Annotated in this window: 14 protein-coding genes; 6 read left to right on the top strand and 8 right to left on the bottom strand. The window is 70.8% G+C overall.

Annotated elements, in window-relative coordinates; translation table 11 throughout:
* Positions 1–12: 12 nt before the first annotated feature.
* Positions 13–1,185, bottom strand: coding sequence for a 5-(carboxyamino)imidazole ribonucleotide synthase (locus ACQPYZ_RS07010; protein ID WP_433166430.1), 1,173 nt, complete (start codon positions 1,183–1,185; stop codon positions 13–15).
* A 143-nt stretch (positions 1,186–1,328) separates the two neighbouring features.
* Between ACQPYZ_RS07010 and ACQPYZ_RS07005 the strand changes: the two genes are divergently transcribed.
* Complete coding sequence (locus ACQPYZ_RS07005) at positions 1,329–1,889, top strand: GtrA family protein (protein ID WP_433166428.1); 561 nt, start codon at positions 1,329–1,331, stop codon at positions 1,887–1,889.
* Positions 1,890–1,942: 53 nt separating this feature from the next.
* Here the strand turns inward: ACQPYZ_RS07005 and ACQPYZ_RS07000 are convergent, their stop codons facing one another.
* From ACQPYZ_RS07000 to ACQPYZ_RS06990, 3 genes are read right to left on the bottom strand one after another with little or no spacing between them, the layout of a single operon-like run.
* On the bottom strand, positions 1,943–2,758 hold the full coding sequence (locus ACQPYZ_RS07000; RefSeq protein ID WP_433166427.1) for a phytanoyl-CoA dioxygenase family protein: 816 nt from the start codon (positions 2,756–2,758) through the stop codon (positions 1,943–1,945).
* Positions 2,759–2,790: 32 nt separating this feature from the next.
* A complete protein-coding gene (locus tag ACQPYZ_RS06995; RefSeq protein ID WP_433166426.1) occupies positions 2,791–3,687 on the bottom strand; it encodes a hypothetical protein in 897 nt (298 codons plus the stop codon).
* A 53-nt stretch (positions 3,688–3,740) separates the two neighbouring features.
* Positions 3,741–4,340, bottom strand: coding sequence for a PH domain-containing protein (locus ACQPYZ_RS06990; RefSeq protein ID WP_433166424.1), 600 nt, complete (start codon positions 4,338–4,340; stop codon positions 3,741–3,743).
* A 163-nt stretch (positions 4,341–4,503) separates the two neighbouring features.
* Here ACQPYZ_RS06990 and ACQPYZ_RS06985 point away from each other — a divergent pair, with 163 nt between their 5' ends.
* From ACQPYZ_RS06985 to ACQPYZ_RS06970, 4 genes are read left to right on the top strand one after another with little or no spacing between them, the layout of a single operon-like run.
* Positions 4,504–5,898, top strand: a complete 1,395-nt coding sequence (locus ACQPYZ_RS06985) for an OFA family MFS transporter (RefSeq protein ID WP_433166422.1) — start codon at positions 4,504–4,506, stop codon at positions 5,896–5,898.
* Complete coding sequence (locus tag ACQPYZ_RS06980) at positions 5,895–6,002, top strand: MFS transporter small subunit (RefSeq protein ID WP_433166421.1); 108 nt, start codon at positions 5,895–5,897, stop codon at positions 6,000–6,002. The genes ACQPYZ_RS06985 and ACQPYZ_RS06980 overlap by 4 nt, the downstream gene beginning before the upstream one ends.
* Before the next feature lie 49 nt (positions 6,003–6,051).
* On the top strand, positions 6,052–6,948 hold the full coding sequence (locus ACQPYZ_RS06975) for a helix-turn-helix domain-containing protein (RefSeq protein WP_433166419.1): 897 nt from the start codon (positions 6,052–6,054) through the stop codon (positions 6,946–6,948).
* Positions 6,948–7,493, top strand: a complete 546-nt coding sequence (locus ACQPYZ_RS06970; RefSeq protein ID WP_433166417.1) for an MOSC domain-containing protein — start codon at positions 6,948–6,950, stop codon at positions 7,491–7,493. Before ACQPYZ_RS06975 ends, ACQPYZ_RS06970 begins: the two co-directional genes overlap by 1 nt.
* On the opposite strand, the gene ACQPYZ_RS06965 is transcribed toward ACQPYZ_RS06970, so the two are convergent.
* From ACQPYZ_RS06965 to ACQPYZ_RS06955, 3 genes are all read right to left on the bottom strand, one after another.
* Positions 7,479–8,285, bottom strand: a complete 807-nt coding sequence (locus ACQPYZ_RS06965) for a biotin--[acetyl-CoA-carboxylase] ligase (RefSeq protein WP_433166415.1) — start codon at positions 8,283–8,285, stop codon at positions 7,479–7,481. The genes ACQPYZ_RS06970 and ACQPYZ_RS06965 overlap by 15 nt on opposite strands.
* A complete protein-coding gene (locus ACQPYZ_RS06960) occupies positions 8,285–10,912 on the bottom strand; it encodes a phosphoenolpyruvate carboxylase (RefSeq protein ID WP_433166414.1) in 2,628 nt (875 codons plus the stop codon). The genes ACQPYZ_RS06965 and ACQPYZ_RS06960 overlap by 1 nt, the downstream gene beginning before the upstream one ends.
* A 98-nt stretch (positions 10,913–11,010) precedes the next feature.
* Positions 11,011–11,637 carry a TetR/AcrR family transcriptional regulator gene (locus ACQPYZ_RS06955; RefSeq protein ID WP_433166412.1) on the bottom strand — a complete coding sequence of 209 codons (627 nt, stop codon included), beginning with the start codon at positions 11,635–11,637 and terminating at the stop codon, positions 11,011–11,013.
* 203 nt (positions 11,638–11,840) lie between these two features.
* On the opposite strand from ACQPYZ_RS06955, the gene ACQPYZ_RS06950 reads away from it, so the two are divergent.
* Positions 11,841–12,323, top strand: a complete 483-nt coding sequence (locus ACQPYZ_RS06950) for an SCP2 sterol-binding domain-containing protein (RefSeq protein ID WP_433166410.1) — start codon at positions 11,841–11,843, stop codon at positions 12,321–12,323.
* Between the two features lie 49 nt (positions 12,324–12,372).
* On the opposite strand, the gene ACQPYZ_RS06945 is transcribed toward ACQPYZ_RS06950, so the two are convergent.
* Positions 12,373–13,401, bottom strand: coding sequence for a hypothetical protein (locus tag ACQPYZ_RS06945; protein ID WP_433166409.1), 1,029 nt, complete (start codon positions 13,399–13,401; stop codon positions 12,373–12,375).
* Between the last annotated feature and the right edge of the window lie 38 nt (positions 13,402–13,439).

The raw sequence follows: 13,439 nt of genomic DNA, 5'->3' as shown, positions 1-13,439 counted from the left end.
CCGGCAGGTCCCCTACTCGTCGATGGTGCCGGTCAGGTACGCGGCCGCGTGCCGGGCGCGTTCACGGACGTCCTCGAGGTCGTCGCCGTACGCGGTCACGTGGCCGACCTTGCGGCCGGGCTTCACGGACTTGCCGTAGAAGTGCACCTTGAGCCCGGGGTCGCGGGCCAGGCAGTGCAGCAGTCCGCGGTGCATATCCTCGACGTCGCCGCCGAGCACGTTGACCATCACCGTGTACGGCGCTCGCGCGGCCGGCGACCCGAGGGGCAGGTCGAGGACGGCGCGGAGGTGGTTCTCGAACTGGGAGGTGACCGCGCCGTCGATCGACCAGTGGCCGGTGTTGTGGGGGCGCATCGCGAGCTCGTTGACCAGCAGGCGGCCGTCGCGGGCCTCGAACATCTCCACCGCGAGGATGCCGACCACCCCGAGCTCGCCGGCGATCCGCAGCGCGGTCCGCTGGGCCTGGGCCGCCTTCTCCGCCGGCAGGCCCGGCGCGGGCGCGGTGACCTCGACGCAGATGCCGTCCCGCTGCACCGACTCGACGATCGGGTAGGCGACCGCCTGACCGTGCGGCGACCGGGCCACGATCGCGGACAGCTCGCGGACGAAGTCGACCTTCTCCTCGGCCAGGATCGGTACGCCGCTCGCGAAAGCGGTCCCGATCGCGGCGTCGTCGGGGCCGTCGACGAACCAGACGCCCTTGCCGTCGTACCCGCCGCGGGTGGTCTTCAGGATCACCGGGAAGCCGCCGACCCGCTTGGCGAAGTCCTCGACGTCGGCCGGCGACTCGACCACCTGGTGAGCCGGCGACGGCGCGTCGAAGGTGTCCAGGCGGCGGCGCATGACCGCCTTGTCCTGGGCGTGCACCAGCGCGTCCGGGCCGGGGTGGACCTTCACCCCGTCCGCCTCGAGCGAGTGCAGCAGGTCCGTGGGGACGTGTTCGTGGTCGAACGTGACCACGTCACACTCCGCGGCGAACCGGCGTACCGTCTCCGGGTCCTTGTACTCGCCGACGGGCGCGTCCGCGACGGCCTGGGCCGCGGACACCGCCGGGCCCTCGGCCAGCACCCGGAGCTGGATGCCGAGCGCGACCGCGGTCTCCTGCGTCATCCGGGCCAACTGCCCACCGCCGACCATGCCGACCAACGGCGTACCGACGGGCAGGTCCTTCCGATCGAACTTCACAGACGAGAGCCTAATGTCCATACATCACGCCGCCCGCGGCGGCTGGGTCGACGCGCGGGTGATTTCGGGGACGGGCCGGTCGGCGGGTACCGTGGGAAGCTGCCCTCCCGTTGCGCTGTGATCACAGAAGGTTCCGGAGACCGTTGAAGCTTGTCACCACGCTGTATCGCCGAGTCGAGCACCTGGTGCACGAAGTGGCCAAATTCGGTCTGGTCGGTCTGCTCGGTATGGCCGTCGACCTTCCGATCTACAACTGGCTGGTCTTCAACAACCCGCTCGTGATCGCCGACTCCGGGGTCGGCATGCTGCACCACAAGCCGCTGACCGCGAAGTTCATCTCGGTGACGGCGGCGACCATCGCGACGTACCTGGGCAACCGGCACTGGACCTGGCGGCACCGGGAGCGCTCCGGGCTGCACCGTGAGTACGTGCTGTTCTTCGTGCTGAACGGGATCGGCCTGCTGATCGCGGCCGCCTGCCTCGGCTTCTCCCGCTACGTGCTCGACCTGCACAGCTGGCTGGCCGACAACGTCTCCGCGAACGTGATCGGCCTCGGCCTGGGTACGTTGTTCCGGTTCTGGTCGTACCGAAGGTTCGTGTTCCGCGAGGAGATCGAGCTCGAGGAGGCCGAGAGTACGCCGGCCCCCGACTCCCCCGCGGCCCTCGACGGGGAAACCACCGGCGACCTGCCGGCCGTCCGCTAGACCCTCCGCTTCCCGCTGAAACGCGCCGCTCGACGACGGGTGGCGCGTTGCTGCTATGTGCGCGGCCAGAGGACCGGCTGGATGGCCGGGTCGGTGTAGTCGGGCGCGTTGGTGCTCGGGTCGGTGCGGACCAGGGTGTCGTTGGGGTGCGACGCGCCGGGGCGGTGACGGTTGTCGGTCGGCTGAAGGTGGATCGCGAGCGAGCGGCGAGGCTCGGTGCCGCGGTTGGCTGAACTGCCGTGGACCGTACGGCAGTGGTGAAAGCTCACCTGCCCCCGGCGCATCCGAGGTGTCACCGGTTTCGGATCGAACCCTTGGGCAACCAGCGCGGCGTCCAGCGCCTCCCGGTCTTGGGAGAAGAAGTCCAAGCCGCTGACGTCCCATCGGTGACTGCCAGGCAGGAACGAGACCGCGCCGTTGACCTCGTCGACGTCGTGGAATCCGACCCAGGCGGTCAGCATGTTGTCCGACGTACACGACTGCCAGTACTGCCGATCCGTGTGCCAGCCCACCCGGGCCGCCCCACCCGGCCGGTCGACCGGCTTCCGCAGCAACTGGTCGTGCCACAACCGGATCCCCTCCGCCCCGGACAGCGCGGCCGCCGTGGCCCCGATCGCCGGATGCCGGACCAGCGCGGCCAACTCGTCCACCCGCAGCGAGGCGTAGTCGTTCTTCCGGAGTACGTCGCCGTCGGACGGCTGCCATCCGCGCGTCGATGGCAGGTCCGGCAGCTCGTGGTCGTGATCGCCGGCGTAGAACCGCTCCATCCCGCGCTCCGCCGCATCGAGTACCTCGCCCGGCAGAATCACCGGCGAGATCCAGTACCCGTGCTCACGGAAGAACGCAACGTCCTCTGCTCCTGGCTGCATACCTAGACCCTAGAAGGTGGAGCATCCAGAGGTCACTCGCCGTTGAGTGGCGCGCCTGGGTCCTTCCAGCGGAAGTAGACAGGGTCGAGGAAGCTGACGGGGACCTTGCCGCGTGACTGGATGACCGTGGTAGCGCCGGTGGCGCGACCGACGGCGTACAGATAAGCGCTCTGGGTGTCCTTGTCGATGCCGAGCAGGAGAGTGCCGTACTGGCCGCACTTCTGCGCGAGCAGCGCCTCGAACCCCTGCCACGTCCTGCTGCGAACCGGCTTGACCACGGGCTTCATCGGCGCGGCGGTCGGAATGTGGATGGTGTAGAGCGCCCCACCACGCGTGTTCGCAAGGAAGGTGTCGTACGTCGCCGACTTGCTGATCAACGCCATCGACTTCACCGCGGCGAACCCCGGCGCGGACGCCCTGTTCCGCCAGACGCCCTTGGAGTCGACGGTCCAGCGGAAGAGCATGCCGTCACCACCGAGAGCGTAGGTATTCCGACGGGTGATCCCGGTCTGGGTCGGCCCTTGGTAGTCGGCCTCCTCCAGCGCGACGAACGTCGCCCAACCGCCGCCGATCCGGGTGACGCCGCCGGTGACCGTGTTGTTCGCCGCGGTGTAGCCGACCCGGTAAAGCCCATCGCCGATGACGACGTACCCGCTGACGGCGCTACCGCCGAACCCGTCGTCCCGCGCGACCGCCGAACTGCTGAGCTTCACCTGCCCGGGCGTGAAGAACCCGGTTGCGTAGAAGCCTGCTCTGCTCGCGCCCGGCGGCAGGGTCGAGAAGACCGTCTGCGCCTTGTGGTCCCCGGCCGCGGTCACCGACCCGACCCCCAGCGAACAGGTCGCCGCTTCGCCGGCCGTCGCCGTACCCGGCAGCAGGCCACCGGCGACAACTCCGGCGACCGCCACTACTGCCATTGCCTTGTTCATCTCGCACCACCCCTTGGCCTCTACTTGGATAGATGACCGGAGGCGGGCGTTGGTTACTTGTCGTCGGAGCTGAACAGGGTTTCCGAGTCGGGGTCGGGCTTCGGGCGGCGGCGCATGTGCTCCGGCGGCTGCTCGTCGTCGAGGATGCCGTCGCCGGGCCGACCCTCGGGCCCGCCGAACAGCAGGTCGGACATCTGCAGGTGGACGTGCTCGACGTGCGGTACGTCGGGCAGCACGACCTGGCCGCGTTCGCCGGCGGACTCGATGTGCAGCGTGCCGCAGCCGAGCAGGCGGTCGATCAGGCCGTGCTCGTAGGAGACGTCGTTGATCCGCATCAACGGGATGTCGCGGCCGGTCCGGGTGAGGATGCCGTGCCGGGTGATCAGCCGGCGGTTGGTCAGCGTGTAGGTGGAGAAGAACCAGTTCAGGAACGGTTTCGCCGCGAACGTCAGCAGCAGCACCACGCCGACCGCGAGGATCGCGATCCGGCCCGGCGTCTGCAGGCTGCCGGACGGCACGATCGCGGCCAGGAAACCACCCGCGCCCGCCACCACGAGCAGCACGAACACCGGGAAGATCAGCGCCTTCCAGTGCGTCCGGGTGCTGACGACGACGTACTCGTCCTCGCCCAACAACTTCGCCGAGATCGCCATGCCCCCAGTGTCACAGTTCCCGGGTTCGGTTGTCCTGCCCCGACACGGGCACCTGTGGACGGCCGGCCGGCGGCCGGACCGAAATATGGTTTAACACTTCACAAAGTGCATACAGTGCGCGAGTATGCGCGAGGGGTCACCACCCGAGGACAAGGGAGCCAGGATGGCCGTTCTGTCGGTACTCGATCGGGAGCACACGGTGGCTCCACCGGGCTACAGCCGCTGGCTGATCCCGCCGGCCGCGCTCGCGGTCCACCTGTGCATCGGCCAGGCGTACGCGACCAGCGTCTACAAGACGTCGCTGGTGAAGCACTTCGACACCAGCCAGACCGCGATCGGCGTGATCTTCAGCATCGCGATCGTGATGCTCGGCCTGTCGGCCGCGATCGGCGGCACCTGGGTGGAGCGCAACGGCCCGCGCAAGGCGATGTTCGTGTCCGCGTCCTTCTGGGCCGCCGGGTTCCTGGTCGGTGCCCTGGGCATCGGCACCGGCCAACTCTGGCTCGTCTACCTCGGGTACGGCGTCATCGGCGGCATCGGCCTCGGGATCGGCTACATCTCCCCGGTCTCGACGCTGATCAAGTGGTTCCCCGACCGTCCCGGCCTGGCCACCGGCCTGGCGATCATGGGCTTCGGCGGCGGAGCCCTCGTGGCCAGTCCGCTTTCGCGGCAACTGCTCAGCCTGTACGACGACAACTACGACCCCGGCAACAGCGCGTCGGTGGCCGGTGGCGGTGCCCTGGTGGCGTTGTTCCTCACCCTCGGCATCGGCTACTTCGTGATCATGATGTTCGGCGTGGTCAACATCCGCGTCCCCGCCGACGACTGGAAGCCGGACGGGTTCGACGCGGCCACGGTCAAGCAGAAGGCGCTCGTGACCACCAACCACGTCTCGGCCGCGAACGCCATCAAGACACCGCAGTTCTGGTGCCTGTGGGTGGTGCTGTTCTGCAACGTGACCGCGGGGATCGGCATCCTCGAGCAGGCCAGCCCGATGATCCAGGACTTCTTCCGCGGCGACGACGGCACGTCCTCGGTCGCGGTGGCCGCGGCCGCCGGGTTCGTCGGCCTGCTGTCGATCTTCAACATGGCCGGCCGGTTCGGCTGGTCGAGTACGTCGGACGTGATCGGCCGCAAACCCATCTACGCCATGTACCTCGGCGTCGGCATCGCCGCCTACGCCCTGCTGGCCACGGTCGGCCACAACAGCACGGTCGTCTTCGTCCTGCTGGCGGCCGTCATCCTGTCCTTCTACGGCGGCGGGTTCGCGACCGTTCCGGCGTACCTGCGGGATCTGTTCGGGACCTACCAGGTGGGCGCGATCCACGGGCGGCTGCTGACCGCGTGGTCCGCGGCCGGGATCGCCGGACCGCTGATCATCAACGGGTTCCTCGACCGGGAAGGCAAACCGGGCACACTGACGGCCGCGGCGTACCGGCCGGCGCTGTTCACGATGGTCGGCGTCCTGGCCGTCGGCTTCGTCGCCAACCTGCTGATCCGCCCGGTCGCGGAGCGCTTCCACGAACGGTCCGAGCCGAGCATGGAGGCGGCCCGATGAACCAGACCCCACGCCTGGTGATCTCCTGGCTGCTGGTCGCCGTCCTGCTCGGGTACGGCGTCGTCCAGACCCTCATCACCGCGGCGAAGATCTTCACCGGGTAGAGCGAAAACGATCAAGTACGACGACCCGGCGGCGGGCACCATGGTCCGCATGACCGATGTGCTCGCCGCCTTCGTCTCCGCGCTCGCGGACGCGCTGGACGAGCCTGGCGTGACGGGTGACGACCTGGCCACGCGGCTACGGCTCTCCCGGTCGCACCTGGACCGGATGGTCGCGGCCGCGGCGGGCGAACGTCCGGGGGCGTTCCGGCGCCGGATCCTGCTCGAGCGGTCGGCGTACCGGCTGCTGACCGGGCCCGGGCACATCCTGGACGTCGCGGTGGAGGCGGGCTACGGCTCGCACGAGGCGTTCACCAGGGCGTTCGGTCGCGCGTACGGCGTACCGCCGAACGCGTGGCGCGGCCGGCCGGACCGGATCCGGCTCGCGGCGCCGAGCGGCATCCACTTCCATCCACCGAACGGCCTGCGGATACCGGCCAGGGACAAGGTGAGCTCGATGGACCTGATTCGTTCGATAGTCGACCATCACGTCTGGCTGCTCGGCGAGATGCTCGACCAGGCGGCCACGCTGACCGACGAGCAGCTCGACCGGTCGATCGAGATCTCGGTCGAGGGCATCGACGCGGACCCGACACTGCGGTCGCTGCTGTCCCGCCTGGTCGGCCAGCTGGAGATGTGGCACGCGAACCTGACCGGCCAGGAGTACGACTTCGCCGTCGAGCAGGACGAGAGCGTGCAGAGCATGCACCGCCGCCTGCGCGAAGCCGGCCCGGCGTTCGCGGGTGAGGTCGCCGAGTTGTGCGGCAACGACCGGCTCGACGAGCTGATCGTCTGCCCGGGCGAGAACGTCGAGGTGTACACGGCCGGCGCGATGGTCGCGCACGTGCTGACGTTCGCGTCGTACCGCCGTACGCTCGTCGCCGGCGCACTGCACGATGCCGGATGCAACGATCTCGACAGCGGCGACCCGATCCGCTGGATCAGCTGATGCCCGCCCAACTGGTCGCGGTCAACGTGGTGCACGAGCTGATCCGTGGCCCGTCACGCTGGTCGGCGATCGACAAACGTCCGGTCCGCGGCCCGGTCGAGGTCACCGAGCTCGGCCTGGCCGGCGACCGGCAATGCGACACGAGGTACCACGGCGGGCCGGACAAGGCGCTCTACGCGTACGCCGAGGAGGACGCGGACTGGTGGTCCGCCGAGCTCGGCCGCGAGATCCCGCCCGGGTTGTTCGGGGAGAACCTGCGGACGCGCGGCCTGGACGTCACCGGGGCGCTGATCGGCGAACGGTGGCGGATCGGCGGCCCGAAGAACGGGATCCTGGTCGAGGTGCGGTCGGCCCGGACGCCGTGCGGGAACCTGTCCGGCCGGATGGGGATCCACCGGTTCCATCACCGCTTCGGCAAGACCGGCCGGGTCGGCGCCTACCTCAAGGTGCTGGCGACCGGCTCGGTGCGGGCCGGCAACCGGATCGTGGTCGTGCACCGGCCGGACCACGGCATGACAATCGGCGAGTCCTCACGCCGTTCGTAGATGGGTGACGTCTCCGGCCGCCAACGACCGTGGGCCGCCGGGGGTGTCCACGATCAGCCGGCCGTCGGCGTCCAGGTCGCGGGCCCTGCCTTCCAAGAACGTGCCGTCGGGAAGCTCCACCCGGACGAGGCGCCCGAGCGTCGCGGACAGCTCGTGGTACTCGGGCAGGAGGCCGGCCGGGTCGCCGCCCGCGTCGGCCCACGTCTGGTAGCGGGTCGCGAGCTCCCGCAGTACGGCGGCCAGCACGGTCACCCGGTCGGTCGTCGCCGCTCCTTCGAGCGCCAACGACGTGGCCGCCGGGTGCGGCTTCTCCACCTCCCGCAACGTGACGTTGATGCCGAAGCCGACCACCGCCGCCGGTCCGTCCACCCGCTCGAGCAGGATGCCGGCCAGCTTGCGGTCCTCGACCAGTACGTCGTTGGGCCACTTCACCTGGGCCGGGAGCTCGCCCACCCGTCGTACGGCGGCCGCAACCGCCAACGGCATCAGCAACCCGAGCCAAGGCCACCGAGCCGCGGGCACCGCGGTCGGACGCAGCAGCACGGACGTCAGCAGGGCCGAACGCGGTGGTGTGGTCCACGTACGGCCCAGCCGGCCACGCCCCGACGACTGGTGCTCTGCGGTGACCACCAGCCCCTCGGACGCGCCCGCAAGCGCTGCAGCCGCGACGACCGCGTTGGTCGACTCCGTGTCGTCCAGTACGTCGATCTGCGTCCACAGCGAGCCAGGCCGCACCAGCCGCCCGCGCAGGAAGCGTGCGTCGAGTGGCGGCCGCTCCAGGTCGCTGAACATCAGCCGGTGTTCTGCAGGCCGGCAGCGACACCGGACACGGTCAGCAACAGCAGCCGCCTGGTCCGGACGATCTGCTCCTCGTCCAGCGAGTCGTCCGTCCGCAGCGTCCGCAGTGCGCGCAACTGCAGGTAGCTGAGGGCGTCGACGTACGGGTTGCGCAGCTCGACCGCGCGGCCCAGCACCCGGCGTCCGGCGAGCAGCCGGTCCTGGTCGAGGACCTTGAGCACCCACTCGGTCGTCAGCGCGTGCTCGTCGAGCATCAGCTGCGTCAGGTCGGCACGATCGCCCAACTCGAGGTAGCGGCCGAGGATGCGCCGGTCGGTCTTCGCCAGCGACATCTCCGCGTTCTCCAGCATCACCTGGAACAGCGGCCAGTTCTGGTTCGCGTCACGCAGTGCGGCGACGTCTCCGACCGCGGCCAGCGCGGAGCCCAGGCCGTACCAGCCGGGCGCGTTCACCCGAGCCTGCGACCAGGCGAACACCCAGGGGATCGCCCGCAGGTCCTCCAGCGAGGACACCGCCACCCCACGGCGGGCCGGACGCGACCCGAGCGGCAGCTGGCCGAGCTCCTCCAACGGAGTGACCCGGCCGAACCACTCCGCGAAGCCGTCCGCCTTCACCAGCCGGTGGTACGCCGTACGCGCGGCCTCGTCGAGCGTCTTCTCCACCACGGAGAACCGGTTCGCCGCCGCGGCCGCCCGCTCCTCGACCGCCGGCGTGGACGCCAGCAGCGTCGCCGCGGTCACCTGCTCGATGTGCCGCTGCGCGATCGGCGCGTTGCCGTAGCGCGCCGGGATCGCCTCACCCTGCTCGGTGAGCTTGAACCGCCCGGCCACCGACCCGGGAGCCTGGGCGAGTACGGCGCGGTTCGCCGGACCACCGCCACGGCCCAGTGCACCGCCGCGGCCGTGAAACAACGTCAGCCGGATGGCGTTGCGCTGCGCCCACGCGGTGATCCGCGCCTGCGCGTCGTACAGGGCCAGCGTGGCCGACACCGGGCCGACGTCCTTGGCGGAGTCGGAGTACCCGAGCATGACCTCGAAGCGCCGGTCGTTGGCGGTCAGCCGATGCCGGACCCGGGTGAGCTGGATGGCGTTGTCCAGCACCTCCACCGAGTTCTGCAGGTCCTCACCGGTCTCGAACAGCGGTACGACGTCCAGCTCGATCGGACGGCCGTCCATAGCGGCGTCCGCCAGCTCGTAGACGGCTGCCAGGTCACCGGCGTTGCGGGTGAACGAAACGACGTACCGCCGGCAGGCCTCGGGGCCGAAACGCTGCTGGATCTGGCCGATCACCCGCAGGGTGGCGAGCACCTCCTCGGTCTGGTCCGACAGCTCGCCGCCACCGAGCACCTCTTCCAGTGCCTTGGTGTGCACCGACGAGTGCTGCCGGACCTCGAGCTCGGCCAGGTGGAAGCCGAAAGAGTGCACCTGCCAGATGAGCTGCTGCAGCTCGCCGTACGCCTGCCGGGGCGCGCCTGCGGTCACCAGCGAGTCTTGCAGCACTTTCAGCTCGTGCAGGAAGTCGGCGGCGCGTGGGTAGCCGAAGTCGGCGTCCCGGGCGCGGGTGGCGGCCAACCGGCGCGCTGCCAGCAGCAGGAGCTGGCGGTGCGGCTCGGCAGGCGAACGGGTCTCGATGTCCGCGATCAGGTCGGGGTTGACCGCACGGGCGTCCTCGAGGATGCGGCGGACCGGCGCGGACGGCGGCGTGGTCGCCGCGTCCAGCGTCAGCGCACGGCCGAGGGCGTCGGTGGCCTGCTCGAGCGCCCGCAGCACATGGTCGGCCTGGATCTGCATCGCCTCGCGGGTGATCGCGGCGGTGACGTTCGGGTTGCCGTCGCGGTCGCCGCCGATCCAGGAGCCCAGCCGGACGAACGGCGCGACCACCGGGAGCTTGGTGCCGGCCGCGTCGCCGGCCAGCGCGTCGTCGAGCCGGCGGTAGACGTTGCCGACGACATCGAACAGCGTCTCCTCGAACACCGCCATCGCCGACCGGACCTCGTCCAGCGGTGACGGCCGGCTGGTACGCAGCTGCGACGTACGCCAGAGAATGTCGACCTGCTCGACCAGGCGGCGCCGGTTCTCGGCGAGCTCGCTGTCGCCGGCGCGCGGGTCGGTGCGCTCCTCCAGCAGCGACGAGATCCGCCGGATGGTCGCCAGCACCGCGCGGCGCCGGGCCTCGGTCGGGTGCGCGGTCAGCACCGGCCGGAACTCCAGCCCGGTGAGCAGCGCGCGCGCCTGCTGCTCGCCGCTCTCGCGGGAGATCTGCTCGACCGCCTGCGCCAGCTCCGAGACCACCGCGGCGGAGCCGGCCCGGTCGCGCTCACGCAGCACCCGGGCCCGGTGCAGCTCCTCGCTGAGGTTCGTCAGGTGGAAGTAGCAGGTGAACGCGCGGGCCACGTCCTCGGCCCGCTCGTGCGGCCAGGAGGCGACCAGCTGCTCGGCCGCGGCGCCGTCACCGGCGATGGTGAGCTCGCGGAGTTTCTCGACGTCGTCGAGCAGCGGCTGCCCGGCGTACTCCACCAGCACCTTGCCGAGGATCTCGCCCAGCAGGCGTACGTCGGCCCGCAGCTCCTCGGGCACCTCGAACCGCGCGCGGGTACGGGTCTCACTACCGGTCTCGGTCACGTTCGCCCACCCTATCGGCGCCCGCACGCCTCCGCCGCATAGTCCGCCTGCTGGAAGCCCGATCGTGATCGCCCCGACAGCTACTTCCCAGTACGGCGTCAGACGTTGCCGAAGCCGCCGCCGACGACCCGAGAGACCACTGTGGCGAGCTCGGCCGGGGTGCGGTCGGTGCCGTCGACGACGAGCATCCGGGCGCAGGCCTCGGTCATCGAGGCGAGCAACTCGGCCAGCACCGGGAGGTTCGCGTCCGGATCGGTGACGTCCGGCAACGATTTCATCAGGGTCAGCCGCAGGCCCTCGACCAGGAAGGCGCGCGCCGCCCGGACCCGGTCGGAGACGACCGGCGCGGCGCCGTACTGGGCTCCGAAGACGATCCGCCAGGAGCGCGGGTGCTGCGCGGCGGTGGTGAGGAAGGCGGTCAGGCCGTCGAGCACGTGCTCCTCGGGAGTGCCGACGCTCGGGTCGGCCGGCAGTGCGGCGACGATCGAGACGACCAGGTGCTGCTCCTCGCGGGCGAGCAGGGCCAGCAGCAGCTCGTCGCGGTTGGCGAAGCAGTCGTACACGACCGGTTTGGTCACCCCGGCGGCGTCCGCGACCGACTGCATCGTCGTACCGGCATAGCCCTTCTCGGCGAAGACCTCCAGGGCGGCGTCCAGGATCATCGGTCGCCGGCGCTCCGGGCCCAGATGGGCCGCACGGCGACGCGGCTCTGCGTCCTCCACCACTTGACAAACCTACCAGATCGTAGGAAATTCCTACGGTCTGGTAGGAACCCGCTCCGGAATGCGCCGACGGTCCCGGGTTCCGTCACCTTCGGGGAGGTCGCCATGACCCTGTGGATGCCGCGCCTCCGGTGCGGCGCGTCATCGGGCCGTGGCTTCCGGCCTTCCCTCGTCGCTCCGCTCCTCGGTCCAGGCCGGGAGGCCCCGTGACGGGGCGAGGCAGTGCGGGCTGGCTGGAGTCGGCCGGGCTGACCTCGCTGGACGCGTGCGAGCTGGCCCGCTTGGTCGACCGGACGTCGGAGCGGGAACTTCGGCATCGGCTCATCGGGGGCGTGCGGGAGATCGCGTTGCGCGAGATCTTTCGCCGGATGCCGGAGTACCTCCGACCCGCCCGCGCCGCCGGGTTCGACGCCGTCGTCGCCTGGCAGATCACGGGGGCGGGCGGGGCCGCTCCGGACGGCGACGTGGACGAGTTCTGGATCCGCGTCGGCGACGGGCGCTGCACCCTCCTCGAGCACGCACCGGCCGCGGCCGACATCTCCGTCCGCACCGACCCGGCGACCTTGCTGCGAGTTGTCACCGGCAACGAGGACCCGGTGCTCGCGGTGCTGAAACAGCGTCTCTCGGTCCGTGGCGACCTGGCCCTGGCCGCCCGGCTCACGAAGATCTTCGCCGTCGGTCCCGCTTGACCACGCGGCCGGTTCGCCGTCGGTCCGCCTAACCGCGTCGGCAGTGCGGTTAGCTGCGGCCGTCGAGGCCGCGGGGTTTCGGCTGGTCGGCCGAGACGGCCTGGTTCGCCGAGGGCTGAGTGGCCGGCGGCTTGACCGCGGCGAATCCCGCAGCCGCCGGATCATGCCCCGGCGCAAACCGCACCGCCGAATCCACCGCCGCGGCCGAGCCGTCTCCCGCAGCCGTTCCCTCGGGCCCGCCTGACGCCCGCTCCACGCTCGGGGTGTTCTCCGGCCAGCCGATCGTGTCGAACAACGCATGCAGGTGCTCGACCTCTTCGCCGGCAACGGTGCTCGCAGTGGTGATCACGTTCGTGCCGTGGGCGACCGCGTCGTGACGGTCCTGCACGGCCGCGGAGAGGTCGGCCGCCGGGCGGCGCTGTGGGCGTCCCTCGAAGTCGTACTCGATCTGGTCGGCCACGGCCGCCGTCAGCGCCTCCTGCTCAGGCACCGGCAGAGCCGCGAAGCCGGGGCGCTGGTTCAGCAGCATCTTCGCCGCCACCGGAGCCACCGCACCGCGCCCGGCCGCGACCAGAGCGGTGGCGACCGCCTCCTCGCCCCGTCCGGTCCGCGCGCTGATCGCGACCGCGATCGCCCGGGCCGCGGCCACGTCCCCGCGCAGCGCCGGCGGCGGGAAAGTGCCGAGGTCGCCGGCCCGCCCGTCCGGGAACAAACGGGGCGTCAGCCTCGGCGTGGCGAGCGCCGCGTACGCGCGGCTCATCGCCACCCCCAGCCGGTCCCGACCGTCCTGGTAAAGGGCCTCGGGCAACTCCTCGTCGGCCTCCAGCACGCGCGCACAGCCGGCCACGACCTCGGTCAGGGCCGCCCGGATCTCCGGCCGCTGGTCCTGCTGACGCGGCCCCGGCACGAGCCGGGCCGGTACGTCGAGACTGTCCGCCAGCGGCTCGAGGGCCTGCCGGTTCGACCGGGTGACGGTCCGCAGGATCTGGTCGTCGTCGGCCATCGACCAGCCGCCGGTGTCCTCGACGACGAGCCGGTTGATCCTGCGGACGAGATTGTCGACGTTCGCGTCAGCCACGCCGGGCAACCTATCGCCGCGGCGGTTCAGCACGCTGT

Origin of the sequence: Kribbella sp. CA-247076, assembly GCF_050942445.1 — a bacterium.
GTDB lineage: Bacteria > Actinomycetota > Actinomycetes > Propionibacteriales > Kribbellaceae > Kribbella.
This window is presented reverse-complemented; position numbering and strand designations above follow the sequence as displayed.

Coding starts and splice junctions, on each gene's coding strand:
- ACQPYZ_RS07000 (WP_433166427.1), bottom strand. CDS start 2,758: ATGCAGCCAGGAGCAGAGGACGTTGCGTTCTTCCGTGAGCACGGGTAC.
- ACQPYZ_RS06995 (WP_433166426.1), bottom strand. CDS start 3,687: ATGAACAAGGCAATGGCAGTAGTGGCGGTCGCCGGAGTTGTCGCCGGT.
- ACQPYZ_RS06990 (WP_433166424.1), bottom strand. CDS start 4,340: ATGGCGATCTCGGCGAAGTTGTTGGGCGAGGACGAGTACGTCGTCGTC.
- ACQPYZ_RS06985 (WP_433166422.1), top strand. CDS start 4,504: ATGGCCGTTCTGTCGGTACTCGATCGGGAGCACACGGTGGCTCCACCG.
- ACQPYZ_RS06980 (WP_433166421.1), top strand. CDS start 5,895: ATGAACCAGACCCCACGCCTGGTGATCTCCTGGCTGCTGGTCGCCGTC.
- ACQPYZ_RS06975 (WP_433166419.1), top strand. CDS start 6,052: ATGACCGATGTGCTCGCCGCCTTCGTCTCCGCGCTCGCGGACGCGCTG.
- ACQPYZ_RS06970 (WP_433166417.1), top strand. CDS start 6,948: ATGCCCGCCCAACTGGTCGCGGTCAACGTGGTGCACGAGCTGATCCGT.
- ACQPYZ_RS06965 (WP_433166415.1), bottom strand. CDS start 8,285: ATGTTCAGCGACCTGGAGCGGCCGCCACTCGACGCACGCTTCCTGCGC.